This is a genomic window from Bradyrhizobium sp. USDA 372 (genome assembly GCF_053629095.1).
The window spans coordinates 3,740,363-3,764,261 of the sequence record NZ_JBRJHR010000001.1 but is presented as its reverse complement, the minus strand read 5'-3'; the positions used below and the strand labels follow the sequence as shown (position 1 = coordinate 3,764,261).

The window sequence follows — 23,899 nt, the reverse complement described above, 5'->3', positions numbered from 1 at the left end:
CATCGAGGAGATACTTGAATGTTCGGCCGTAAGTCCCACAGTGACGCACAGGCGCGGCTCGATGCCATTGGTCGCTCGCAGGCGATGATCGAATTCAAACTTGATGGCACGATCGTCACGGCCAACAAGAATTTTCTCGACGCCCTCGGCTACCGGCTCGAGGAGATCCAGGGCAAGCATCACTCGATGTTCGTGCCGGCCGACCAGCGCGACAGCGCCGAGTACAAGGCGTTCTGGGCCGCACTGAACCGCGGCGAGTATCAGGCGCGCGAGTTCAAGCGAATCGCGAAGGACGGCCACGAGGTCTGGATCGAAGCATCCTACAATCCGGTGCTCGACGGCGACGGCAAGGCGGTGATGGTCGCCAAGATCGCGACCGACATCACCGAGAAGAAGATCCGGAGCATGACGGACGCCTCGAAGATCGCCGCCAGCAGCCGTGCCCAGGCCGTCATCGAGTTCAAGCTCGACGGTACCATCGTCACCGCCAACGAGAATTTCTGCAAGGCACTCGGCTATTCGCTCGCCGAGATCCAGGGCAAGCATCACAGCTTGTTCGTGGCCGAGGCTGACCGCAACGGCGCTGCCTATCGCGAATTCTGGGCCAAGCTCAACCGCGGCGAATACCAGGCCGGCGAGTTCAAGCGTATCGGCAAGGGCGGCCGCGAGGTCTGGATCCTCGCTTCCTACAATCCGCTGCTCGACGAGAGCGGCAAGCCGTATGGCGTCGTCAAGTTCGCAACTGACGTCACTGCCGAGAAGCTGAAGACCGCCGATATCGCAGGTCAGATCGCGGCGATCGACAAGGCGCAGGCCGTGATCGAGTTCAACATGGACGGCACGGTCATCACGGCCAATGCCAACTTCCTGGGCGCACTCGGCTATTCGCTGGCCGAGATCAAGGGCAAGCATCACAGCATGTTCGTCGAGCCCAGTGAGCGCGACGGCGCCGCCTATCGGGAATTCTGGGCTGCGCTTGGTCGCGGTCAATACCAAGCCGGGGAATACAAGCGCATCGGCAAGGGCGGCAAGGAAGTCTACATCCAAGCCTCCTACAACCCGATCTTCGATCTCAACGGCAAGCCGGTCAAGGTCGTGAAATATGCCACCGACACCACCAAGCAGGTGCTGGTCCGCATGGGCAACGAGCGCGTTCGCGGCATGATGGAATCGGTCGCCGCCGGCTCGGAGGAGCTCAACGCTTCGGTGCGGGAGATCTCCGAGGCCATGACCAAGTCGCGCGAGACCGCGATGAGCGCCGTCGACCAGGTCGCCGCGGCCGATGCCCAGGCCCAGCGCCTCACCGAAGCCGCGCAAGCGATGAGCGGCATCGTCGAGATGATCAACAGCATCACCGGCCAGATCAATCTGCTCGCGCTGAATGCCACGATCGAATCCGCCCGCGCCGGTGAAGCCGGCCGCGGCTTTGCCGTGGTGGCGTCCGAAGTGAAGAGCCTTGCCAACCAGGCCAAGCAGGCCACTGACAAGATCGGCCAGGAAATCGGCAGCCTCAACGGCATCTCGGGTGACGTCGTTAGCGCACTCGGCTCGATCAAGCAGGCGATCAACAACGTCAGCGAATACGTCACCTCGACCGCCGCGGCCGTCGAGGAGCAGAGCACGGTGACCAACGAGATGTCGACCAGCATGCAGCGCGCGGCCGCGGAAGCCGCGGCGATCGCGGCGCGGGGGTAGGCGGGCGTCGTAGGGTGGGTTAGCCGAAGGCGTAACCCACCTCTTCTATCTCCTCGGAAAAGAAGATGGTGGGTTACGCTTCGCTAACCCACCCTACAGGCCATCACTGCTTCGGCAGCTTGGCCTTCAACGCATACAGCGCATCCAGCGCCTCGCGCGGCGACATCTCGTCCGGGTGCAGCGCCTTTACCGCCTCCATCAGCAGCTCCGCGTCGCTCGGCGGCGCGGCTTCAGTGGCGGCGCGTGAGGGCACCGCGAACAGCGGCAGATCGTCCACCAAGGCTCGCGCGGTCTGGCCGCGGTCCTGCGCCTCCAGCTTGGACAGCACCGATTTGGCGCGCGTGATCACCGCCGGCGGCAGGCCGGCGAGCTTCGCCACCTGGATGCCGTAGGAGCGGTCGGCCGAGCCCGGCAGCACCTCGTGCAGGAACACGACGTTGCCCTGCCATTCCTTCACCCGCACCGTGGCGTTGAACATGCGCGGCAGCTTGGCCGCGAGCGCAGTCAGCTCGTGATAGTGCGTCGCGAACAATGTGCGGCAGCGGTTGTTCTCGTGCAGATGCTCGATCGCGGCCCAGGCGATGGAGAGGCCGTCGAAGGTCGCGGTGCCGCGGCCGATCTCGTCGAGGATGACGAGCGAGCGCTCGCCGGCCTGGTTCAGGATCGCCGCGGTCTCGACCATCTCCACCATGAAGGTGGAGCGGCCGCGGGCGAGATCGTCGGCGGCGCCGACGCGCGAGAACAGGCGGTCGACGATGCCGATCCGCGCACGCGTGGCCGGCACGAAGCTGCCGATCTGCGCCATCAAGGCAATCAGCGCGTTCTGGCGCAGGAAGGTCGATTTACCCGCCATGTTGGGACCGGTGAGCAGCCAGAGCTGGCCGGATTTTTGGGCGGGGCTAGGTGAGAGATCGCAGGCATTGGCGATGAACGGCTCGCCGTTGCGCTTCAAGGCCTGCTCGACCACGGGATGGCGGCCGGCTTCGATTGCGAAGGCGAGGGAGCCGTCGACCTCGGGCCGCACATAGTTCTCGTCGATCGCGAGCTTTGCCAGCGAGGTTGCGACATCGAGCAGCGCAAAGCCTTGTGCCGCGGCGCGCAGATCGTCGCTGATCTCCAGCGCCTTGGCGCAGAGCCGCTCGAAGATTTCGAGCTCGAGGCCCAGCGCGCGATCGCCGGCATTGGCGATCTTGGCTTCGATCTCGCCGAGCTCGGCAGTGGTGAAGCGGACCTGTCCTGCCAGCGTCTGGCGGTGGATGAAGGTCGCGTTCAGCGGGGGCGACATCAGCTTGTCGCCGTGCTGGGCGGTGACCTCGACGAAATAGCCGAGCACGTTGTTGTGCCGGATCTTGAGGCCCTTCACGGAGGTCGCGTCGGCGTAGCGCGCCTGCATCGAGGCGACCACGAGACGCGAGGCGTCGCGCAGGTTTCGCGCTTCGTCCAGCGCGGGTTCGTAGCCCTGGCGCACGAAGCCGCCGTCGCGCTTGATCAGCGGCAGCTGCTCGTCGAGCGCGCTGGCGAACTCGGCAGCAAGCTCGCGCGACGGCCGCTGCAGCGCCGCCATCACTGCCGCGATTTCCTGCGGCGGTTGATCCAGCTCGGAGAGCCGCGTCAACACCTGGTCGGCGGCGATGATGCCGTCGCGGATGCCGGCGAGGTCGCGCGGCCCGCCGCGGCCGACCGAGAGCCGAGCCAGAGCGCGCGACATATCGAGCGCGCCGCGCAAAATGCTGCGGATGTCCTCGCGCGCGGCGGAATCGGCCACGAAGGCGCTGACCCCATCTAGCCGCCGCGCGATCGCCGGCGCATCGGTCAGCGGCGCGGCCAGGCGCTGCGCCAGCAGGCGGGAGCCCGCCGAGGTCACGGTGCAGTCGATCGCGTCGAGCAACGAGCCGCGGCGTTCGCCGGCGAGCGTCCGCGTCAGCTCGAGATTGGCGCGCGTGGCCGGGTCGATCGCCATGGTCGCGCCCGAGGCCTCGCGCGCCGGCGGCGACAGCGGCGGATGCTTGCCGACCTGGGTGCGGTCGACATAGGTAACGGCAGCGGCCGCGGCGGTGGCCTCCAGGCGCGTCAGCTGCGCGAGCCCGTCCATGGTCGCGACCGCAAAGTAGTCGCACAGCCGCTTCTCGGCAGTGGCGCCGTCGAAGACGTCGCGGGTCAGCGGCGTCACCGCCGGCAGCTCGCGCAAGGTCTGGCCGAGCTCGTTGTCGCTATAGAGCGCGTCGGTGACGATCGCCTCGTTCGGGTTGATGCGCGCCAGGGTCGCGGCGAGCTCGCCGCCCGAGACCTCGGTGACCGTGAATTCGGCCGTCGAGATGTCGATCCAGGCGAGGCCGAAGCGGTCGCCGCCGGCGGACGAGCGGGCGCGCGCGATCGCCAGCAGGTAATTGTTGGCACGCGCATCCAGCAGCGTGTCTTCGGTCAGTGTGCCCGGCGTGACCAGCCGCACCACGCCGCGGCGCACCACGCTCTTGTTGCCGCGCGCTTTCGCCGCCGCGGGATCCTCGGTCTGCTCGCACACCGCAACCCGATGCCCGGCGCTGATGAGACGATGCAGGTAATCCTCGGCGCGCTCGACCGGCACGCCGCACATCGGGATATCCGCGCCCTGGTGCTTGCCGCGCTTGGTCAAGACGATGCCGAGCGTCTTTGAAGCGATCTCGGCGTCCTCGAAGAACAATTCGTAGAAGTCGCCCATCCGGTAGAACAGCAGCAAGCCCTGATGCGCTGCTTTGATCTCCAGATACTGCTCCATCATCGGCGTGACGCGCGCGGCAGCCTCGGCCTGCGGCGTGGGCGTGTCGTCGGGCGGCGGAACGGGTATCGGTTGTTGCATGGTCATGGGCGGCGCAACCTACAAAATTTCGCCTGAGCGTCCTATCGGTTTGGCTGGGGAGGGCGGGTTTTCCACGCTGTCCGCATGGCGGGATGTGTGCGCCACACTCTCGGTCGTCATTCCGGGATGCGCCGATAGGCGCAGGCCCGGAATCCATAACCCCGGCTCGTGGTTATGGATTCCGGGCTCGCGACTTCGTCGCGCCCCGGAATGACGGCTGAGTTTCATGACATCGCTCGAATATGCCACCCGCGAAACCGTCAATTGACCTGCCGCAGGCGCGCTCCTAAAACTCCGCCGACATTGAAGAATTTGGCCGGATCGCGGCATTCAGGGAGAACAACGATGCGTGACGTCTTTATCTGTGATGCCGTGCGGACCCCGATCGGCCGTTTCGGCGGCTCGCTCGCCAAGGTGCGCGCCGACGATCTCGCCGCCGCCCCGATCAAGGCGCTGATGGCAAAACACCCCAAGCTCGACTGGGCACAGGTGGACGAGGTCTTCTTCGGTTGCGCCAACCAGGCCGGCGAGGACAATCGCAACGTCGCGCGCATGGCGCTGTTGCTCGCAGGCCTACCGGATTCGGTTCCCGGCCAGACCTTGAACCGGCTTTGCGCCTCGGGCCTCGATGCGGTCGGTGCCGCGGGCCGCGCCATCCGTTCCGGCGAGATCGAGCTTGCGATTGCCGGCGGCGTCGAGTCGATGACCCGCGCGCCCTTCGTAATGGGCAAGGCGCAGGAGGCCTTCTCGCGCTCGGCCGAGATCTTCGACACCACCATCGGCTGGCGCTTCATCAATCCACTGCTGAAGGCACAGTACGGCGTCGATGCGATGCCCGAGACCGGCGAGAACGTCGCCGAGGAGTTCCAGGTCTCGCGCGCCGACCAGGACGCCTTCGCCATTCGCTCGCAGCAGCGTGCGGGCGCAGCGATCGCGGCGGGTTATTTCGCAGAAGAAATCACGCCCATCACGATTCCTGGCGGCAAGGCCGGTCCTGTTACGGTCGACAAGGACGAGCATCCGCGTCCCGAGACCACGCTGGAAGGTCTGGCCAAGCTGAAGCCGATCGTGCGCAATCCGGGCACCGTCACGGCCGGCAATGCCTCCGGCGTCAATGACGGCGCCGCCGCCATGATCCTGGCCTCGGAAGCCGCGGTGAAGAAGCACGGCCTCACGCCGCGAGCGCGCATCCTCGGGCTCGCCTCGGCCGGCGTGCCGCCGCGGATCATGGGCATCGGCCCGGTGCCGGCGACCCGCAAGCTGATGGAACGCCTCGGCAAGAAGATCAGCGATTTCGACCTGATCGAGCTGAACGAAGCTTTCGCCTCGCAGGGCATCGCCTGCATGCGCCAGCTCGGCGTCGCCGATGACGCCGATTTCGTCAATCCGCATGGCGGCGCCATCGCGCTCGGCCATCCGCTCGGCATGAGCGGTGCCCGTCTCGCGCTCACCGCCGTGCACGGCATGGAGAAGCGCGGCGGCAAGCTGGCGCTCGCCACCATGTGCGTCGGCGTCGGCCAGGGCGTCGCGGTTGCGATCGAAAAGGTGAATTAGGACTCTATCTTCTCCCTCTCCCCGTTCTTACGGGGAGAGGGTTGGGGTGAGGGGCCTCTCTCCGCGGATGAGATGACCGTGGGACCTGTACCCCCTCACCCGGATCGCAAGGGCGATCCGACCTCTCCCCGCAGGCGGGGAGAGGTGAAGATTCCGGGGCCGCTCCTTTCACTCGCGCCCGGAACGACCGGATGGGTGGGAGGTGGCTATGATCATTGAGCGCGAGAAGGACGTCACGGCCGCGGCACTGGCGGTGATGGAGCGGACATCCGATCCGCGGCTGCGCGAGATCATGGTCTCCCTGGTCAAGCATTTGCACGCCTTCGTGCGCGACGTTCGCCTGACCGAGAAGGAGTTCCGCGATGCCACGGCGATCGTGGCCGAGCTCGGCAAGCTGACCACCGACACGCATAACGAAGTCGTGCTGATGGCGGGGTCGCTCGGCGTCTCCTCGCTGGTGTGCCTGCTCAACAACGGCGATCAGGGCAATACGGAGACCGATCAATCATTGCTCGGGCCGTTCTGGCGGTTGAATTCGCCCCGGGTCGAGAATGGCGGATCGATCGTGCGCTCGGAAACGCCGGGGGCCACGCTGTTCGTCAGCGGCCGCGTCGTCGACAGGGACGGCCGGCCCGTCGCGGGTGCCGAGATCGATGTCTGGCACGCCTCGCCGGTCGGCCTCTACGAGAACCAGGACCCCGAGCAGGCCGACATGAACCTGCGCGGCAAGTTCATGTCCGATTCCGACGGGCGCTTTTCCTTCCGCTCGGTGATGATGGTCGGCTATCCCATTCCGACCGATGGTGTCGTCGGCCGCCTGCTCGAGGCGCAGGGCCGCCACCCCTATCGTCCCGCGCATCTGCACGCCCTGATCTTCAAGCCAGGATTCAAGGTGCTGATCTCGCAGGTGTATGATCCGAGCGACCCTCATATCGACAGCGACGTGCAGTTCGGTGTGACACAGGCTCTGATCGGCAAATTCGTGCGCCACGATACGCCGCATCCGACCGCGAAGGACGCCTCCGTGCCCTGGTATTCGCTCGACCATACCTACCGGCTCGAGGCCGGACAGGCCGTGCTTCCGCGTGCGCCGATCAGGTAGGGAGCGGCCGGCTGCCATGCGCGGGAACGCCGCTAAACCGGCTTTCCCAAATTAGTTATATCCTATAATGATTGGCAGAAGCGTTGACCGGCCGGACCTAAAATGGCTGGGGAGGAGTTCGCCAATGACATTCATCTATCCCACCGGCAGCAACGCGGCGCATCCGCTGCCGCTGTCGCCCGACTACAAAAGCTCGATCAAGCGTGCGCCGAACAAGCCCTTGATCCCGATGCCCCATACGCTGTCGGAGCTGACCGGACCGGTCTACGGCCACGAGACCGTGCGCGAGGGCGACAACGATCTCACCCGTCAGCACGCGGGCGAGCCGCTCGGCGAGCGCATCATCGTGCATGGCCATGTGCGCGACGAGGACGGCCGCGGCGTGCCGAACTCGCTCGTCGAGATCTGGCAGGCCAATTCCTGCGGCCGCTATGTCCATGTCCGCGATCAGCATCCGGCGCCGCTGGATCCGAATTTCACCGGCGCGGGTCGCACCGTGAGCGATGCGTCCGGCTATTATCGCTTCGTCACCATCAAGCCCGGCGCCTATCCCTGGGGCAATCACCACAATGCCTGGCGTCCCGCGCATATCCATCTCTCGGTGTTCGGCCATTCCTTCGTCACGCGGCTGGTGACGCAGATGTACTTCCCGGCCGATCCGCTGTTTCCGTTCGATCCGATCTTCAACTCGGTGCCGGACGAGAAGGCGCGGGCGCGGATGGTTTCCTCGTTCGACCTCGAGAACACCCAGCCCGAATGGGCGTTGTGCTACCGCTTTGACATCGTGCTGCGCGGCAAGAACGCCACGCCCATGGAGAACCACTAACGTGCAGGATTCTGTGAAGCCCGACGGGATCACCCCATCCCAGACCGTCGGTCCGTTCTTTAAATACGGACTGACGCCGACCGGCGAGTACGCGTGGAACGACGCATTCACCAACTCGACGCTGACACCCGATGTCACCGGCGACCGCGTTCGCATCGAGGGCCGTGTCTTCGACGGTGATGGCGTTGCCGTGCCGGATTGCATGCTGGAGATCTGGCAGGCGGATGCGCAGGGCCGCTTCGCCGATCCCCAGGACAAGCGCGCGCTGCCGAATGCGAGTTTCCGCGGCTTTGCCCGCTGCGGCACCGACAAGGACGGCAACTATTCCTTCGAGACCATCAAGCCGGGTGTCGTGCCCGATCCCGCTGGCAAGCCGCAGGCGCCGCACATCCTGCTTGCGGTGTTTGGCCGCGGCATGCTCAGGCATCTCTACACCCGCATCTATTTCAGCGACGAGGCCGGCAACGCCGCCGATCCCGTGCTGGCGCTGGTGCCGGCGGACCGCCGGGCCACGCTCACTGCGATCCGCGAGGCCGGCAAGCCGGTCTACCGGCTCGACCTGCAGCTGCAGGGCGACAACGAGACGGTGTTCTTCGACGTGTGACGGCAAGGCGTGCCGGGGAAGATTGCTCTCCCGGCACGCACATCTCATTCAGCGCACCGATCGAACTCAAACGTTGTTCTGCGCGTTTGTGCGTCAGCCTCGCTGACTCAATACCGATGAGTTGACTGTCAATTCCCGTATTTATGCGGGGCTCGCGAAATACAATTCCCGCGCGAATCAATCCCGTATTTACCGTAGTCGTCTAGGGTGGCAGCAGTTTCGACGCTGACCTGGATTGTTTCATGAAATTTCGTCTGTCCTTGTCCTCTGCGATCGTCGCGTTTGGCGTCGTTCTCGCCGTTGGTTTTGCCGCCATTGTTTCGACCAGCCTGTACGCCCTGAAAGAGCTCAAGGTCGGCGGTCCGCTCTATTCCGACATCAAGCTCGGCAACGACCTCATCGCCGACATCCTGCCGCCGCCCGAATATGTCATCGAAGCCTATCTCGAGGCGACGCTGGCCATGCGCGAGCCGGATCAGCTAGCCGCCCATGGCGAGCGCCTGGTCCAGCTCCGCAAGGAATACGACGAGCGCAAGGCGTTCTGGGTCTCCTCCAGCCTCTCGGCCGACCTCAAGACCGCGCTGGTGTCGAAATCCGATGCGGAGGTGCAGAAATTCTGGAAGGCGTCGGATCAGCTCCTGCCGGCGCTCAAGGCCAAGGACATTGCGGCCTCCGAGCGCGCCTATGGGCAGCTCAAGGACGCCTATACCGCGCACCGCGCGGTCATCGACAGCATTGTCGACAGTGCGAACAAGCAGAATGCAGCCATGGAGAAGCTGGCCGCGGACCGCGACAGCGCGATGCTCTATATCCTACTCGGCGTCTCCGTTGCCGTCCTCGCCTTCGTTACCGCCGGCCTGCTGGGTGTTGCCCTCGGCGTGGTGCGCCCGATCGTGCGCATGACGGACACGATGCAGAAGCTCGCGACCGGCGATCTCGACGCCGACATTCCGTTCGCGCAGCGCCAGGACGAGGTCGGCTCGATGGCGGGCGCACTTGTGGTGTTCAAGCAGGCGGCGGTCGAGAATTCCCGTCTGCGCGAGGAGCAATTGCGGCAGGAGCAGGCGGCGGCGCTCGCCAAGCGCTCCGCCCTGCACCAGATGGCGGAGACGGTCGAGCGCGAGACCGGACGCTCGGTCGATACCGCGACTGCGGCGACGCAGGGCGTGGAGCAGGCCGCCTCTGGCCTGTCGGAGATCGCAAAGTCGCTGTCGGCGCAGTCGCAGGCGGTCGCGGCGGCCTCGACGCAGGCGCTCGGCAGCTCGCAAGCCGTCTCGGCTGCGGCCGAAGAATTGAGCGCCTCGATCCGCGAGATCGCGGGCCAGGTGGCGCGGACCAGCAGCGTCACCAAATCGGCGGTCGCCGGCCGCGAGCAGGCGCGTTCGACCATTCAGGCGCTGGCCGGATCGGTGAAGAAGATCGCGGAGGTGTCCGACCTCATCGGCGGCATTGCGGGCCAGACCAACCTGCTCGCGCTCAACGCGACGATCGAGGCGGCGCGCGCCGGCGAGGCCGGCCGCGGCTTCGCGGTGGTTGCGGCCGAGGTGAAGTCCCTGTCCGACCAGACCGCCAAGTCGACCGAGGAGATCGGGCGGCTGATTGCCGAGATCCAGGCCTCGACCCAGGCCGCGGTCGACGCCGTCGAGGCCATGGGAGGCCACATCATCGAGATCGACGGCGTGGCGACCTCGGTCGCCGCCGCGATGGAAGAGCAGGATGCCGCGACCCGGGAGATCACGCGGTCGATTTCCGAATCGGCCTCCGCGGCGAAGGAGGTCTCGGCCAAGATCGGCGACGTCAGCCGCGATGCCGCCTCCGTCAACGCGCGCGCCGCGGATGTGAGGCAGGCGATCGCCGGGATGGCGGCCAATCTCGAGCAGCTGCGCTCGGTCGTCGTGCGGACCGTGCGCGACTCGACCGCGGCAGCCTGAGTCGGCGCGAGCCGCTGGTGCCCGGGCGGGTCATCGTGCAGTATGGCGCGGCACCGGGGGGCGCTGCATGACATCTCCACAACTGGCTGCGGTCACTGAGCCCAGCTACCTGACGGCTGCGCTGCGCAAGGCGGGTGCGCTGGACGCCGGCGCCGTGCGCGAGGTCAAGGTGCTGGATGAACGCGACACCCTGGTGTCGCATATCACCCGGCTTGGTCTGCGCTACGTCGGGGAGTCCGCCGGTTCGCCGCAGAGCCTGATTCTCAAAACGCCTCATGCCAATTTTGCCAAGACGCTCGCGCATGGCGGTCGGCACGAGGTGGCCTTCTACTCGAAGCTCGCACCGAACATGCCGTCGGGGCTGGTGCCGCGTTGCTTCGACGGGCGTTTCGACGAGGAGGGCCAAAGCTGGCATCTCCTGCTCGAGGATCTGACGGATAGTCACGAAGTCGCGACCCAGTGGCCGCTGCCGCCGGCGCGACCTCAAGCAATGGCGATCGTCACGACACTCGCGGGGTGGCACGCGGCCTGGTGGGATCATCCCGATCTCGGTGAGACCGTCGGTGACTGGATGAGTGCCGAGGACTCCGCAAAGCTGATGGAGACGTTCGCCGGTCATTATGATCGTTTCGCCGATCTCCTTGGCGATCGTCTGAGCGAAGAGCGGCGCATTCTCTATCGCCGGTTCATCGAGCAGTCAGATCGCCTGTTCGAGCGCTATCATTCTCGCCGCCACGTCACCATTGCTCACGGCGATGCTCATATCTGGAATTTCTTGCTGCCACGCACCGGTGTGAACGACAGCGTGCGCATTTTCGACTTCGATCAGTGGCGCATCAATGTGCCGACTGGCGACCTCGCTTACATGATGGCGACGCAATGGTATCCCGAGCGTCGCCAGGCTCTCGAACGTTCACTCCTCAACCAATACCACGAAACCCTGATCGCGCGCGGCGTCGCCGGCTATACGCGCGGCGCGCTCGACCAGGATTATCGACGGTCGGTGCTCTGGCACATCACCAAGCCGATCTGGCAGTGGAGCATCAACATCCCGCCGCTGATCTGGTGGAACAATCTGGAGCGGGTGTTCGCGGCCGTAGATGATCTGGGCTGCGAGGAGTTGTTGTAGCGGCTTCTTGTCCCGGGCGCGGTGCAGCGTGTAACGCTGCGACGCAGAACCGGGACCCAGCATGCCGCGGCATGGGCTCCGGCTCAGCAGCACCCCGCTGAAGAAGCGCTGCCATAGCGCGTCAAAGACGCGCGTAAACGCGCTGACGGCGTCCGGGGCACGAGACTCCCGCTACTCCATCACCGCATGTTCCGGCCCCGCCGCCTGCTTGCGCAGCGTGGCCTTGGTCGAGCCGATCAGCAGAGCGAGCGGGATGGTGCAGAGGACGAAGAGCATCACCAGCTGGTAGTCGTGTGCGAAGGCGATGATCTGCGCCTGCACGCTGACCATCCGGTCGGCCATGGCGCGGCCGGCGTCGGTGGAGAGATTGATCAGGCCGCTGACGCCTGGCATCTGCAGTGCGTGGTTGAACGGGTTGACGTGCTCGGAGAGGATCGCATAGGTCCGCCGCGTGCCCTGCGTCAGCTCGGCAATGACGACGGAAATGCCGACCGAGCTCGCGACGTTGCGCATCAGGGTCAACATCGCGGTGCCGTCGGTGCGCAGCTCGTTCGACAACGTCAGGAACGCCACGGTCGAGAGCGGCACGAAGACGAGACCGAAGCCAAAACCCTGGATGACGCTGACGGTGACGATCTCCGGCACCTGGGTCAGATCGGTCCAGCCTGTCATCTGGAACAGCGAGCCCGCCGTCAGCGTCAGGCCGGAGATGATCAGCGTGCGCGCCTCGAAGTAGCGCATCATGCGGCCGACCAGCATCATGGCGAAGAACGTGCCGATGCCGCGGCTCGCCAGCAAGAGGCCGGCGGTGATGATGGGATAGCCGATCACGTTCTGCATGTAGGGCGAGGCCAGCGCCATGGTCGAGAACAGCACGAGCCCCATCACGATCATGAACAGGCAGCCGGTGACGAAGTTGCGGTCCCGGAACAGGGCGAAGCGGATGAACGGGGTCGAGGTCGTGAAGGAGTGCGCGAGGAAGAAGTAGAACGCGACGGCCGAGACGATGAACTCCGCGACGATCTCGTTCGATTCCAGCCAGCCCAATTGCTCGCCGCGGTCGAGAGCGAGCTGCAGCGCGCCGATCGCCACCGCAAGCGCGGCGAAACCGAACCAGTCGAATTTGAGGCTGAGATTCTTCTCGGTCTCGTCCATGAAGACGATCAGCCCGAGCACGGTGATGGCGCCGAACGGCAGATTGACGAAGAAGACCCAGTGCCAGGAATAGGTCTCGGTCAGCCAGGCCCCGAGCGAGGGGCCCATGATCGGGCCCATCATCACGCCCATGCCCCAGATCGACATCGCCTTGGCGCGCTCCTGGAGCGTGTAATAGTCGAGCATGACCGATTGCGACAGCGGCACCAGGGCGGCGCCGAACACGCCTTGCAGCAGGCGGAACAGCACCATCTGGTTGATGTCCTGCGCGAGGCCGCACAGCGCCGATGCCATCGTGAACCCGGCCGAGCAGATGATGAAGATGCGCTTGCGGCCGAAGCGGTTGGCGATCCACCCCACCGGCGCCGTCATGATCGCGGCGGCGACGATGTAGGAGGTCAGTACCCAGTTGATCTGATCCTGCGAGGCCGACAGCGTGCCCTGCATGTAGGGCAAAGCGACGTTGGCGATGGTGGTGTCCAGCGCCTGCATGATGGTCGCGGTCATGGCGCAGATCGTCACCATGTTCCGGCGCAGGCCGGGGACCATCAGGCTGGCATTGGGGCCGGACATCGCGCCAGTCCTTGTCTTATTCTTTGTCTTGTTCTTTGTCTTGGCCCGCTGTCGCCGACAGGCCGAGCAGGCCGGCGAGCGAGCGCTGATGGCCGGTGTCGATGGTGGCGTAGACGCTCATGCCGGCTTTCAGCTTCCGCACATATTTGTCGGTCTCGTCGAAATAGATGCGAATCGGCACGCGCTGCACCACCTTGACGAAATTGCCGGTGGCATTTTGCGGCGGCAGGATTGCGAATTGCGCGCCGGTGCCGGGCGAGAGCGAGCCGATCTTGCCCTTGAAGACATGGTTCGGGAACGCGTCGACCTCGAGCGTGACCGCCTGGCCTTCGGTGACATAGGTGAGGTCGCTCTCCTTCGGATTGGCGTCGACCCAGGGATGGGCGACGTCGATGATGGAGAACACCGGCGTGCCCGCGGCGACGTAACGGCCGAGCTGGATCTGCTCGACCTGCGTCGCCACGCCGCCCATCGGCGCGCGCAGCACGGTATGGTCGAGATTGCGCTGAGCGTCGTCGAGCTTGGCCTTGGCCTGCACATAGGGAGGAAACTGCTCGAGCGGCAGATCGGGGTTGCCGAGCAATTGCGTCCTGGCGTTGGACAGCTGCTGCTTGACGAACTGCGTCTGTGCGCCGGCCGTCACCAGCGCGTTGGCGGCGTTGTCGAGATCGAGCTGCGAGCCGAAATTGTTCTTCACCAGCGCCTGCTTGCGCTCGACGTCGCGCTGCTTCAGCTCGACGCCCTGCTGGGCGAGGCCCAGCATGTCGCCGTAGATCTTGATGTTGGCAACGAGGTTGTCGTAGGTCGAGCCTGCCTGGGCGAGTTGTGCCTTGGCTTCATCCACCGCGAGGCGGAACGGAACCGGGTCGATCTCGAACAGCTCGTCGCCCTGCTTGACGACCTGACCTTCTTTCACGACGACTTTCAGGATCTTGCCGGAGATGTCGGGCGTCACCAGCACCTTCTGCGCGCCGACATAGGCATCGTCGGTGCCGACATAGCGGCCCCCGTGCAGATAGAAGGTGACGCCGCCGATGGCGACGATGACCGGCAACACGACCAGGAGCAGGAAACGGCGATAGCGGCGCAGGCCCGCCAGCACGCGGCGGCGCGGATCGGTGCCGGCCTTCTTGCTCGGCTTGCCGCTGTCGCTCTTCTGCTCGGGCTGGAACTTGATGACCTGATCAGCCATAGCGCTGCTCCTTGCGTGCTTGCTCCGCGCCGGATGTCTGGATCGCGGTTCGCACGTTTTCCTTGATGGTTTCGAGCTGGGTGAGGAGGCGGTGCGCATCCGCCGGATTGATGCCGTCGAGCGCGTTTGCCGTCAGCTCCGACTTCAGGCCGCTCATGCGGCCGAGCAACTGCCGCCCGGCCTTCTTGAGGTACAGGCGCTTGACCCGGCGGTCCGAAGCGTCGCTGCGGCGCTCGATCCAGTCGTTGTCGCAGAGCTTGTCGATCAGCCGCGTCAGCGTGATCGGCTGCATCTCCATGAGCTCGGCGAGCTCCGACTGCTTCATGCCCTCGCTGCGCTCCACCTTGGCCAGCACCGCCCATTGCGCCCGGGTGATGCCGAAGCGCGACGCCTCCTTGTCGGCATATACGCGCAAGAGGCGGTAGAGCTCACCGAGCGTGAACAGGAAATTCTGGTCGACCGACCCGCGGGACATGAGCTTCGTCTCCAATAAGCTTGAATATAATAAGCAAGCTTATGATTATTTCAGGGCAGGGTGGCGCGATGCTGTCCCGCGGGAGGAGCATGGCTGACAGCCGGGCGGCTCGTCGTGCTTTGGGTTCCCCCGCCAAAATGCTAGAAGACGGGTACATGAGCCTCGCAAAGCCGGCATTCCCCGCGCCTGACCATGATCACGGCCGCTGCACTGCGGACGCGCTCGCGCATGCCGAGGTGGTCTGCGAGCAGCGCGCGCAGAAATTCACGCCGATCCGCCGTCAGGTACTGGGTGCTTTGCTCGCCAGTCACCGCCCGCTCGGGGCCTACGAGATCATCGACGAGCTCGCCAAGTCCATGGCGCGGCCGGCGCCGATCACGGTCTATCGCGCGCTCGATTTCCTGATGGCCAACGGCCTCGTGCACCGCATCGAGAGCCGCAACGCCTATCTTGCCTGCGCCGCCCACGATCACGATTCGACCTCGGCGGTGGCGTTCCTGATCTGCGAGCGCTGCGGCCTGGTCGGTGAGATCTCCTCGGCGTCCTTCGCCAAGGACCTCAACGCCGCCGCGCGCAGCTCAGGCTTCGCACCAAAGCTGTCTGTGGTGGAGATCACGGGCGTCTGCACGCATTGTCAGAAAATGTCTTGAAGCAACAACGGCGCAAAGCCGGATTTTTGGGAAGAAATGTCCGCACCTCAAGCCATACCGTCCGCCGGCCGTCCTCTCAGTGCCGGCGCCATCGCCCTGATGCTCATGCTGTGCCTGACCTGGGGATTCAACCAGATCGCGGTGAAGCTGGTGCTGCCGGACATTCCGCCCATGCTCCAGGCCACCATCCGCTCGATGGGCGCGCTGCCGGTGCTGTTCCTCATCGGCACCTTTCGTGGCGTCAATTTCTTCGAACGTGACGGCACCTGGAAGCCGGGTCTGATCGCCGGGCTGATGTTCGGTATCGAATTCGTGCTGATCTTCCAGGGGCTGCGTCTCACCTACGCTTCGCGCGCGGTGGTGTTCCTCTACACGGCGCCGTTCTTCGTTGCGCTCGGCTCCTACCAGGTGCTCGGCGAGCGTCTCGGCGGCTCGCAATGGCTGGGCCTTGCCATCAGCTTTGCCGGCGTGGCGTTTGCCATCGGCGTGCCCCAGCCCAATGTCGATTCGCATGTTCTGCTCGGCGACCTCATGATCGTCGGCGGCGCCGCACTGTGGGCCGCGACGACGCTGGTTGCCAAGGGCACGCGGCTGCGCTTCGCCGCGCCCGAGAAGGCGCTGGGCTATCAGGTCGCGACCTCGATCCCGATCCTGGGGCTGGCGGCCTGGCTGTTCGGCGAATCCATCACGCACACTCCGTCGCCGCTCTCGCTCGGCCTGATGGCGTTCCAGGCGATCTGGGTGGTGGGAACCACGTTCACGCTTTGGTTCGCGCTGGTGAAGGCCTATTCGGCCAGCAAATTGTCCGCTTTTACCTTCATCACCCCTTTGTTTGGCGTGGTGGGTAGCTATTTCATCATGCACGACACCCTCAGCCTGACATTCGGGGCCGCAGCGGTCCTTGTAATTGCTGGGCTTTTTCTGGTTAACCGTCCCAGCTCATCAGCTGCGGCGCCGCGCGATGCATTGCTGAACGTCACCAAAACCTGATATTTGGACCGCCATGAACAAGCTCGAAAACCCTCTCGATTCAGACATTGCGGGCCCGGCGCCCCGGCATCGGACCACCCAGGTCAAGGTCGGCAACGTCGCCGTCGGCGGCGGTGCGCCGATCGTCGTGCAGTCGATGACCAACACCGACACCGCCGATATCGACGGCACCATCGCCCAGGTCGCAGCGCTGGCGCGCGCCGGCTCCGAAATGGTCCGCATTACCGTGGACCGCGAGGAGGCCGCGGCCGCCGTTCCGCACATCCGCGACGGCCTCGCCAAGCGCGGCATCACGACGCCCCTGATCGGTGACTTCCATTATATCGGCCACAAGCTGCTCGCGGCCTATCCGGCCTGTGCCGAGGCGCTGGCCAAATACCGCATCAATCCCGGCAATGTCGGCTTCAAGGACAAGCGCGACACCCAGTTCGCCGACATCATCGAGATCGCGAACAAAAACAACAAGCCGGTGCGCATCGGTGCCAATTGGGGCTCGCTCGACCAGGAGCTTTTGACCAAGCTGATGGACGAGAATGCGGCCTCGCCCAACCCGCGCGACGTGCGCGCGGTGACGCGCGAGGCCATGGTGCAGTCGGCGCTGCTCTCGGCCGCGCGCGCCGAAGAGCTCGGCATGCCGAAGGACCGCATCATCCTCTCCGCGAAGGTCTCGGCGGTGCAGGATCTGATCGCGGTCTACCAGGATCTTGCGGCGCGTTCGGACTACGCCATCCATCTCGGTCTCACCGAAGCCGGCATGGGCTCGAAGGGCATCGTGGCGTCCTCGGCCGCGCTCGGCATCCTGCTGCAGCAGGGCATCGGCGACACCATCCGCATCTCGCTGACGCCCGAGCCCGGCGGCGACCGCACCCGCGAGGTGCAGGTTGGCCAGGAACTCTTGCAGACCATGGGCTTCCGCACCTTCGTGCCGCTGGTTGCAGCCTGCCCCGGCTGCGGCCGCACCACCTCGACCACGTTCCAGGAGCTGGCCCGTTCGATCCAGGATTTCATCCGCGACGAGATGCCGACCTGGAAGACGAAATACCCTGGTGTCGAGGAGCTCAACGTCGCGGTGATGGGCTGCATCGTCAACGGCCCCGGCGAATCCAAGCACGCCAATATCGGCATCTCGCTGCCGGGCACCGGCGAAGCGCCGGCCGCGCCCGTCTTCGTCGACGGCAAGAAGTTCCGCACGCTGCGCGGCCCGACCATCTCCGCCGACTTCAAGGCGCTGGTGATCGACTACATCGACCAGCGCTACGGCCAGGGCGCCAAGGTGCCGGCGCCCGCGCCGGAGTAGTTTTACTCCGCTGGCGCCGCATACTCGCTGTCGTCCCCGCCTAGTGCGCAATTGCGCACGGGGGCGGGGACCCATAACCACAGGGAGTGGTTATGGCGCGAGATAGTTGGTACGAATTTTCGCCAAACCAAATCCTGTGGTTATGGGTCCCGGGCTCGCGCTCCGCGCGCCCCGGGACGACGGCTGCATTTGCGGTGCAGATTGCGTATCTGTCACCGCGCGTTACGATGTCTTCAATCAAGATGATCGGGAGACACGCCATGAGCTCACTCGCCGGCAAGCAGGGGCCGCGCTATCGCCACATGGCCGAAGACGGCGCGCCCTACGAGACCATCGCCGTCGAAAAGCTCACACCCATCATCGGCGCGGAAATCTCGGGCGTCGATATCGGCAAGCTCGTCTCGGACGATGCCCGTTCCAATCAACAGATGGACGAGATCCACCGCGCGCTCGCCGAAAACCTCGTCATCTTCTTCCGCGACCAGCACATCACGCCGCAGCAGCATCTCGCGTTCGGCCGCAAGTTCGGCGAGCTGCATTTCCATCCCGCAGCTCCGCACGAGGACGAAGACCCCGCCTTGATGAAGATCTATGCGGACAAGAACTCGCCGCGGGCGAACGGCGAGGGCTGGCACTCCGACGTCTCCTGCGATCTCGAGCCGCCGATGGGCTCGATCCTCTACATCAAGCAATGCCCGCCGCGCGGCGGCGACACGCTGTTCGCCAACATGTACGCGGCCTATGAGGCGCTGTCGGAGCGCATGAAGACCTATCTCGACGGCTTGACGGCGCTGCACGATGGCGAGCCGATCTATCGCGGGCTCTATGCCAATTATGGCGTCGCCGACCGTCCCTCCTATCCGCACGCCGAGCATCCCGTCGTGCGCACGCATCCGGTCACCGGCAGGAAAGCGCTTTACGTCAACCGCGGCTTCACCCGCCACATCAACGGCATCCCGCGCGACGAGAGCGACGCGATGCTGGCCTATCTCTACCAGCACGCCGAAAACCCGCTGTTCCAGTGCCGCTTCCGCTGGACCGAGAACGCCATCGCCTTCTGGGACAACCGCTGCACCCAGCACCGCGCGATGTGGGACTACTGGCCGCACACACGCTCCGGCACGCGCGTGACGGTGAAGGGAGAGCGGCCGGTGTAGGAACGGTGCCGTAGGGTGGGCAAAGCGAAGCGTGCCCACCATCTCGGCCGCACGCAACACGATGGTGGGCACGGCGCGCGAAGAGCGCGCCTTTGCCCACCCTACGAAGCCGTTCTTGCGTTGACGTCTTTCCACTCCCGCGCCAATCTTCCCGAAAACAATCGTGGGCTCGTTGATCGCCCGCGGATCACGGCAGCGGAGCAGCGCTTGGGGCAATTGCGGAGCATCATCGCCGGGCTGGTCGCGTCGATCCTGCTGTCGTCGCTCGCCCTTGTCGATGCCGGCGACGCCGCGACCGCGCGAAAGATTGCAAGACCCAGGCCGAAGCCGTCGTCCGCACCAGCCAAATGTGAGACGCCCAAATTCCGGATCGTCGTGGACGTCGGCCACACGCCGGACTCCTACGGTGCGTTGAGCGCCCGCAATGATCCGGAGTTCGGCTTCAACTTCCGCCTTGCACGGCTCATCGCGGCCAAGCTCAGATCCGATGGCTTTGCCGCAACCCGCCTGCTCGTCACGGATGGCAAGGCACGGCCGAGCCTGTTCAAGCGCGTCGGTGCTGCGAACGAAGGCCGCGCCGATCTGTTCCTGTCGGTCCATCATGATTCGGTGCCGGACAGGCTGCTCGAGACCTGGGAGTTCGACGGCGCAAGGAGCTATTTCAGCGATCGGTTTTCGGGCCACTCGCTGTTCGTGTCGCAGCAGAATCCGCACTTTGCCACCAGCCTGATGCTGGCCCGCATGATCGGCAAGCAGCTGAAGGAGCAGGGCCTGCACTATGCCAGCCAATACAGCCTGCCGGTGATGGGCCGGTACCGGCGCCAGCTGCTCGACAAGGATGTCGGGGTCTACCGCTATGACGGGCTCGTCGTGCTGTCGCGCACGCGGAGCGCCGCCGTGCTGCTCGAGGCCGGCTCGATCATCAATCGCGACGAGGAAATGGAGATGAATTCGCCGGAGCGGCAGGAGGCCGTCGCGGGCGCCGTTGCCGCTGCGATGAGGGAGTTTTGCGAGAGACGGTAGTTTGCTCAGGTGCTTCAGCCCGTCATTGCGAGCGCAGCGAAGCAATCCAGAATCTCTCAGCGGCGGCAGTCTGGATTGCTTCGCTGCGCTCGCAATGACGAGGAACCTAAAGCGGCCCGCCCCGATATTCCCTGTTCGCCAGGCTCGCCTCCTCCAGGTCCAGATCGCGCTCGATCCGCCGCCGCGTCTCGTCGGTGATCTGGCCGTCGCGCAGCAGGTTGTGGATGAATTTGCGCTCGGCGGCGATCAGGTCGCGGGTCAGAGCGGTGCCGGCGGCGGAGATGTCGTGGTGGTTGGGATCGAGCGAATCCGGGAGCTGGTTGACGCGGATGTCGTGACGGGCGCGCAGCAGCCGCATCACCTCGTCGGAAATGTCCTTTTCCGCGGTGAGCGCGTCGAGTGATTTCAGCGCGGACTCCAGCGCCTGACGGCGCGCGGCGATCTCGGCTTCGTGCTCGGCGGCATGCTCGTGACGACCGGCCTCGGCGACGCCGAGCCAACGCACGATCGGCGGCAGCGTCAGGCCGACGCCGATCAGCGTCACGAAGATGACACCGAAGGCGACGAACAGGATCAGGTCGCGATACGGAAACGCTTCGCCATCCGGCAGCGCGAACGGCAGCGCCAGCGCGGCGGCCAGCGACACTGCGCCACGTACGCCGGTGAAAGCGAGCACGAACGGCCATTGCCATGGCGGCGACGGATCGCGCTCGCGGAGCGACCTGGACAGCATCCGCGGCAGATAGGTCGCGGGATAGAGCCAGGCAAAGCGCGCGATCACGACGATCACAAGGACCACGGCGGTTGCGATGAGAATGTCGTCGAGCGGAAAAGTCTTCGATTTCTCGTAGAGGGCGCGCATCTGGAAGCCGGTGAGCAGGAACAGCATGCCCTCGATCAGGTAGATCACGAGATCCCAGAAGAAGATGCCTTGCAGGCGCGTCGCCGAGGAGATCAGCAACGGGCCGTTCCAGCTGACATAGAGCCCGCAGGCGACGGTTGCGATCACGCCGGAGCCGCCGACGTGCTCGGGCAGCCAGTACGAGACATAGGGCGTAATCAGCGACAGCGTCAGCTCGACCTGCGGATCCCCGGACCATTTGCGGAAGCGAAGGGACAGCCAGCCGATGCCGATGCCGAAGGCGATCTCGCCGGCGACGATGAGGAGGAACTCGCCGGCCGCGAGCGGCAGCGAGAAATGTCCGACCATGATGGCCGCAAGCGCGAAGCGGTAGAGGATCAGCGCGGTGGCGTCGTTGGCGAGACCTTCGCCTTCGAGCACGACCAGGATACGGCGCGGCATGTTCAGCCGGCGCGCGATCGCGAGCGGCGCCACCACGTCGGGCGGCGCGACGATGGCCCCGAGCAGGAAGCCGACGGTCCAGGGCAGGCCGATCATGTAGTGCGTGGCGGCCGCCACCATCGCCGTGGTGAAGATCACCGCGCCGACCGCGAGCAGCACGATCGGACGCAGGTTCTTCTTGAATTCGCGCCAGCTCATCGCGACGCTTGCCGAGTAGATCAGTGGTGGCAGCACCACCAGCAGCACCAGCTCCGGCGGCAGCTCCACCGACGGCATGCCCGGCACGAAAGCGAGACCCACGCCTGCCAGCATCAGGAGGATGGCAGGGGCGACGTTGAAGCGTCGTGCGGCCAGTGCCACGCCTGCCAGCACGGCCAGCAGGATGAGAAAGATTTGAAACTTCGCTTCCATGATGGGTCTGTCTTGACCCGGAAGCGACGGCTACGTCAATGCGCGGCTCACGCCAGCCGCTCGGCCACCCTCCGTCCAATCTGCGCGAACACTGCGGCGATCTGCGCCGCGCTCGGCGCACCGCCCTGAGTATAGGCCGCGATCAGGATCGGCGTGTCCGGCTTCGGCCAGGCGACAGCGATATCGCCCGAGGCGTCCTTGCCGTTGTTGCCGGTCTTGTCGCCGATCTTCCAGCCTGCGGGGAGTCCGCCACGCAGCCGGTTTGCGCCGGTCTTGCAGTTCACCATCCAGTCGGTGAGCAGGGCACGCGAGGCCGGCGACAGTGCCTCGCCCGTGACCAGCCGCCGCAAATTTCCCGCCATCGCCGCCGGCGTCGTGGTGTCCCGGGGATCGCCGGGTTGCGAGCGGTTGAGCTCGGGCTCGTTGTGATCGAGCCGCGAGGTGGCATCGCCGAGCGACCGCCAGAATGCGGTCAGCGCGGCGGGGCCGCCGATCCGCGCCAGCAGCAGATTGGCGCAGGTGTTGTCGCTGAGCTCGACGATGGCCTTGCACATCTCACCGACCGACATCTTGCCGGCCGCGAGATTTTCCCGCGCCACCGGTGCGTATTCCAGCAGATCCGCCTGGCCATAGGGGATCATGGCTGCGAGCTGCTCCTCGCCGCGATCGACCCGCGCCAGAACGTTGGCTGTGAGCGACGCCTTGAACGTCGAGCACATTACGAACCGTTCGTCGGCGCGCCAGGCGAGCTTTGCGCCGGTCGCGAGATTTTCGGCATAGACGCCGATCCGCCCGCCGCTCTCGCGTTCATAGGCTTCGAATTCCGGCACTGCCTCCGCGGCCAGCACGGGAGAGGCGGCCATCCAGCAGAGCGAGGCGAGCAGGGAACGGCGATCGAGCAGCATGAGGATATTCCAGGCGAGTGGGGATGGGAGATGCAGCGGGCGCTGCATCCCGTCGTCATTGCGAGCGCAGCGAAGCAATCCAGACTGTCTCCGCGGAGGGACTCTGGATTGCTTCGTTGCGCTCGCAATGACGGAGAATTGGATAGCGAGTGCGTCCGATTTCGGGCAGCGGAAGGCTTTGCCCCTCACTCCCGCAGGTCATACCTGTACGACTTCGACACGATCTGCCAGCCGTCGGCGAGCTTCATCGCCACCAGATAATCGGTGAAGTAGCGCGGCGGCAGCTGGCAGCGCACCTTGATGAAGGCGGTCTTGTCGTCCGAACGGTCGATGGTGACGATGAAGTCCTCGCGCGGCTTGCCTTCGGCCTTCGCCGAGGCGCGCTTGCGCACGCGGTCGAGCCAGTCCGGCACGGTCAGAACCTGGAGCTCGCCTTTCTCCACCCAGCGCAGATCGGCGGAGGGATGGAAGATGGCGCCGAGCTTGTCGGCGTTGCCCTCGTAAAGTCCGTCAAAATAGGATTGCACGACGGCTTCGACGCTCGACCGGTCCTGGCTCATGGATCGTTCCTTTGCATGATGGCTTCGGGCCAACTTAGTCATACATGTCAAAATGCGCTATGGGTGTGTCAGCGATTTGCGCGAAGGCGTCACGATGACAGAATCAGAAAATTCGAACGCTCGCATCCTTGTCGGCGAATGCTATTGCCGCGCTGTGCGCTTCGAGGTGGCCGATGCATTTTCCTATGCGATGAACTGCCACTGCTCGAACTGCCGACGCACCACGGGTGCCGCCTTCAAGCCGTTCGCCGGCATCCGGCAGGACAGGCTTCGCATTGTCAGGGGTGGCGACCTGCGGCTGATTGTCGGCGACGACACCACCCACGACGCGCATTGTGGCCGCTGCGGCTCGCTGCTCTATTCCCGGGTCCGAGAGGGACAGTGGGTCCATGTCGCCATGGGAACCCTGGTCGATGCCCCCTCGATCCGGCCGAGCGCCCATATTTTCGTCGGCTCGAAGGCGCCCTGGCATGAAATTACGGACGATCTGCCGCAATATCGGGAACACATCGGGGTTGTCTGACGAAACCC

General features: G+C 65.1%; 20 protein-coding genes. 13 read left to right on the top strand and 7 right to left on the bottom strand.

What is annotated here, in order from left to right; genetic code table 11:
* Positions 1 to 18 precede the first annotated feature (18 nt).
* A complete protein-coding gene (locus AB7M16_RS17810; RefSeq protein ID WP_172787903.1) occupies positions 19 to 1,695 on the top strand; it encodes a methyl-accepting chemotaxis protein in 1,677 nt (558 codons plus the stop codon).
* 103 nt (positions 1,696 to 1,798) lie between these two features.
* On the opposite strand, the gene mutS is transcribed toward AB7M16_RS17810, so the two are convergent.
* Complete coding sequence (mutS, locus tag AB7M16_RS17805) at positions 1,799 to 4,537, bottom strand: DNA mismatch repair protein MutS (RefSeq protein ID WP_453944672.1); 2,739 nt, start codon at positions 4,535 to 4,537, stop codon at positions 1,799 to 1,801.
* Between the two features lie 339 nt (positions 4,538 to 4,876).
* On the opposite strand from mutS, the gene pcaF reads away from it, so the two are divergent.
* The 6 genes from pcaF (at position 4,877) to AB7M16_RS17775 (ending at position 11,677) form a co-directional block, all read left to right on the top strand.
* Positions 4,877 to 6,085: a 3-oxoadipyl-CoA thiolase gene (pcaF, locus tag AB7M16_RS17800; protein WP_453944671.1), complete on the top strand. Its 1,209-nt coding sequence runs from the start codon at positions 4,877 to 4,879 to the stop codon at positions 6,083 to 6,085.
* A 208-nt stretch (positions 6,086 to 6,293) separates the two neighbouring features.
* Positions 6,294 to 7,187, top strand: a complete 894-nt coding sequence (locus tag AB7M16_RS17795) for a dioxygenase family protein (RefSeq protein ID WP_212255817.1) — start codon at positions 6,294 to 6,296, stop codon at positions 7,185 to 7,187.
* Positions 7,188 to 7,311: 124 nt separating this feature from the next.
* The gene (gene pcaH, locus AB7M16_RS17790; protein WP_172788909.1) at positions 7,312 to 8,013 is read left to right on the top strand and encodes a protocatechuate 3,4-dioxygenase subunit beta; all 702 of its coding nucleotides are present in this window, start codon (positions 7,312 to 7,314) and stop codon (positions 8,011 to 8,013) included.
* A 1-nt stretch (position 8,014) separates the two neighbouring features.
* Positions 8,015 to 8,617 carry a protocatechuate 3,4-dioxygenase subunit alpha gene (pcaG, locus tag AB7M16_RS17785; protein ID WP_212255821.1) on the top strand — a complete coding sequence of 201 codons (603 nt, stop codon included), beginning with the start codon at positions 8,015 to 8,017 and terminating at the stop codon, positions 8,615 to 8,617.
* Positions 8,618 to 8,859: 242 nt separating this feature from the next.
* Positions 8,860 to 10,548: a methyl-accepting chemotaxis protein gene (locus AB7M16_RS17780; protein WP_212255822.1), complete on the top strand. Its 1,689-nt coding sequence runs from the start codon at positions 8,860 to 8,862 to the stop codon at positions 10,546 to 10,548.
* A gap of 67 nt (positions 10,549 to 10,615) precedes the next feature.
* Positions 10,616 to 11,677: a phosphotransferase gene (locus AB7M16_RS17775; RefSeq protein ID WP_453944670.1), complete on the top strand. Its 1,062-nt coding sequence runs from the start codon at positions 10,616 to 10,618 to the stop codon at positions 11,675 to 11,677.
* 171 nt (positions 11,678 to 11,848) lie between these two features.
* On the opposite strand, the gene AB7M16_RS17770 is transcribed toward AB7M16_RS17775, so the two are convergent.
* From AB7M16_RS17770 to AB7M16_RS17760, 3 genes are read right to left on the bottom strand one after another with little or no spacing between them, the layout of a single operon-like run.
* Positions 11,849 to 13,405: an MDR family MFS transporter gene (locus tag AB7M16_RS17770; RefSeq protein ID WP_453944669.1), complete on the bottom strand. Its 1,557-nt coding sequence runs from the start codon at positions 13,403 to 13,405 to the stop codon at positions 11,849 to 11,851.
* Between the two features lie 16 nt (positions 13,406 to 13,421).
* The gene (locus AB7M16_RS17765) at positions 13,422 to 14,597 is read right to left on the bottom strand and encodes an HlyD family secretion protein (protein ID WP_453944668.1); all 1,176 of its coding nucleotides are present in this window, start codon (positions 14,595 to 14,597) and stop codon (positions 13,422 to 13,424) included.
* Complete coding sequence (locus AB7M16_RS17760) at positions 14,590 to 15,072, bottom strand: MarR family winged helix-turn-helix transcriptional regulator (RefSeq protein WP_172788903.1); 483 nt, start codon at positions 15,070 to 15,072, stop codon at positions 14,590 to 14,592. Before AB7M16_RS17760 ends, AB7M16_RS17765 begins: the two co-directional genes overlap by 8 nt.
* 155 nt (positions 15,073 to 15,227) lie before the next feature.
* Here AB7M16_RS17760 and AB7M16_RS17755 point away from each other — a divergent pair, with 155 nt between their 5' ends.
* The 5 genes from AB7M16_RS17755 to AB7M16_RS17735 all read left to right on the top strand — a co-directional run bounded on the left by AB7M16_RS17755 (position 15,228) and on the right by AB7M16_RS17735 (position 20,189).
* Entirely contained in the window at positions 15,228 to 15,722 is a 495-nt protein-coding gene (locus AB7M16_RS17755; protein ID WP_172788902.1) for a Fur family transcriptional regulator, read from the top strand.
* A gap of 36 nt (positions 15,723 to 15,758) precedes the next feature.
* Positions 15,759 to 16,712, top strand: a complete 954-nt coding sequence (locus AB7M16_RS17750) for a DMT family transporter (protein WP_212255827.1) — start codon at positions 15,759 to 15,761, stop codon at positions 16,710 to 16,712.
* Positions 16,713 to 16,725: 13 nt separating this feature from the next.
* A complete protein-coding gene (gene ispG / locus AB7M16_RS17745) occupies positions 16,726 to 18,009 on the top strand; it encodes a flavodoxin-dependent (E)-4-hydroxy-3-methylbut-2-enyl-diphosphate synthase (RefSeq protein WP_453944667.1) in 1,284 nt (427 codons plus the stop codon).
* 260 nt (positions 18,010 to 18,269) lie between these two features.
* Positions 18,270 to 19,166: a TauD/TfdA dioxygenase family protein gene (locus AB7M16_RS17740; protein ID WP_260381322.1), complete on the top strand. Its 897-nt coding sequence runs from the start codon at positions 18,270 to 18,272 to the stop codon at positions 19,164 to 19,166.
* A 207-nt stretch (positions 19,167 to 19,373) separates the two neighbouring features.
* Complete coding sequence (locus AB7M16_RS17735; RefSeq protein WP_453944666.1) at positions 19,374 to 20,189, top strand: N-acetylmuramoyl-L-alanine amidase; 816 nt, start codon at positions 19,374 to 19,376, stop codon at positions 20,187 to 20,189.
* A gap of 106 nt (positions 20,190 to 20,295) precedes the next feature.
* Here the strand turns inward: AB7M16_RS17735 and AB7M16_RS17730 are convergent, their stop codons facing one another.
* The 3 genes from AB7M16_RS17730 to AB7M16_RS17720 form a co-directional block, all read right to left on the bottom strand.
* Complete coding sequence (locus AB7M16_RS17730) at positions 20,296 to 21,903, bottom strand: Na+/H+ antiporter (protein ID WP_453944665.1); 1,608 nt, start codon at positions 21,901 to 21,903, stop codon at positions 20,296 to 20,298.
* Between the two features lie 47 nt (positions 21,904 to 21,950).
* Positions 21,951 to 22,808, bottom strand: coding sequence for a class A beta-lactamase (bla, locus tag AB7M16_RS17725; protein ID WP_453944664.1), 858 nt, complete (start codon positions 22,806 to 22,808; stop codon positions 21,951 to 21,953).
* Between the two features lie 185 nt (positions 22,809 to 22,993).
* Positions 22,994 to 23,368: a nuclear transport factor 2 family protein gene (locus AB7M16_RS17720; protein ID WP_036038516.1), complete on the bottom strand. Its 375-nt coding sequence runs from the start codon at positions 23,366 to 23,368 to the stop codon at positions 22,994 to 22,996.
* A 94-nt stretch (positions 23,369 to 23,462) separates the two neighbouring features.
* Here AB7M16_RS17720 and AB7M16_RS17715 point away from each other — a divergent pair, with 94 nt between their 5' ends.
* Positions 23,463 to 23,891 carry a GFA family protein gene (locus AB7M16_RS17715; RefSeq protein WP_172788917.1) on the top strand — a complete coding sequence of 143 codons (429 nt, stop codon included), beginning with the start codon at positions 23,463 to 23,465 and terminating at the stop codon, positions 23,889 to 23,891.
* Positions 23,892 to 23,899 lie beyond the last annotated feature (8 nt).

Bases quoted from the DNA above. Each gene is read 5' to 3' on its own strand.
- AB7M16_RS17810 (WP_172787903.1), top strand. From the start codon at position 19: ATGTTCGGCCGTAAGTCCCACAGTGACGCACAGGCGCGGCTCGATGCC.
- mutS (WP_453944672.1), bottom strand. From the start codon at position 4,537: ATGACCATGCAACAACCGATACCCGTTCCGCCGCCCGACGACACGCCC.
- pcaF (WP_453944671.1), top strand. From the start codon at position 4,877: ATGCGTGACGTCTTTATCTGTGATGCCGTGCGGACCCCGATCGGCCGT.
- AB7M16_RS17795 (WP_212255817.1), top strand. From the start codon at position 6,294: ATGATCATTGAGCGCGAGAAGGACGTCACGGCCGCGGCACTGGCGGTG.
- pcaH (WP_172788909.1), top strand. From the start codon at position 7,312: ATGACATTCATCTATCCCACCGGCAGCAACGCGGCGCATCCGCTGCCG.
- AB7M16_RS17780 (WP_212255822.1), top strand. From the start codon at position 8,860: ATGAAATTTCGTCTGTCCTTGTCCTCTGCGATCGTCGCGTTTGGCGTC.
- AB7M16_RS17775 (WP_453944670.1), top strand. From the start codon at position 10,616: ATGACATCTCCACAACTGGCTGCGGTCACTGAGCCCAGCTACCTGACG.
- AB7M16_RS17770 (WP_453944669.1), bottom strand. From the start codon at position 13,405: ATGTCCGGCCCCAATGCCAGCCTGATGGTCCCCGGCCTGCGCCGGAAC.
- AB7M16_RS17765 (WP_453944668.1), bottom strand. From the start codon at position 14,597: ATGGCTGATCAGGTCATCAAGTTCCAGCCCGAGCAGAAGAGCGACAGC.
- AB7M16_RS17760 (WP_172788903.1), bottom strand. From the start codon at position 15,072: ATGTCCCGCGGGTCGGTCGACCAGAATTTCCTGTTCACGCTCGGTGAG.
- AB7M16_RS17755 (WP_172788902.1), top strand. From the start codon at position 15,228: ATGAGCCTCGCAAAGCCGGCATTCCCCGCGCCTGACCATGATCACGGC.
- AB7M16_RS17750 (WP_212255827.1), top strand. From the start codon at position 15,759: ATGTCCGCACCTCAAGCCATACCGTCCGCCGGCCGTCCTCTCAGTGCC.
- ispG (WP_453944667.1), top strand. From the start codon at position 16,726: ATGAACAAGCTCGAAAACCCTCTCGATTCAGACATTGCGGGCCCGGCG.
- AB7M16_RS17740 (WP_260381322.1), top strand. From the start codon at position 18,270: ATGAGCTCACTCGCCGGCAAGCAGGGGCCGCGCTATCGCCACATGGCC.
- AB7M16_RS17730 (WP_453944665.1), bottom strand. From the start codon at position 21,903: ATGGAAGCGAAGTTTCAAATCTTTCTCATCCTGCTGGCCGTGCTGGCA.
- bla (WP_453944664.1), bottom strand. From the start codon at position 22,808: ATGCTGCTCGATCGCCGTTCCCTGCTCGCCTCGCTCTGCTGGATGGCC.
- AB7M16_RS17720 (WP_036038516.1), bottom strand. From the start codon at position 23,368: ATGAGCCAGGACCGGTCGAGCGTCGAAGCCGTCGTGCAATCCTATTTT.
- AB7M16_RS17715 (WP_172788917.1), top strand. From the start codon at position 23,463: ATGACAGAATCAGAAAATTCGAACGCTCGCATCCTTGTCGGCGAATGC.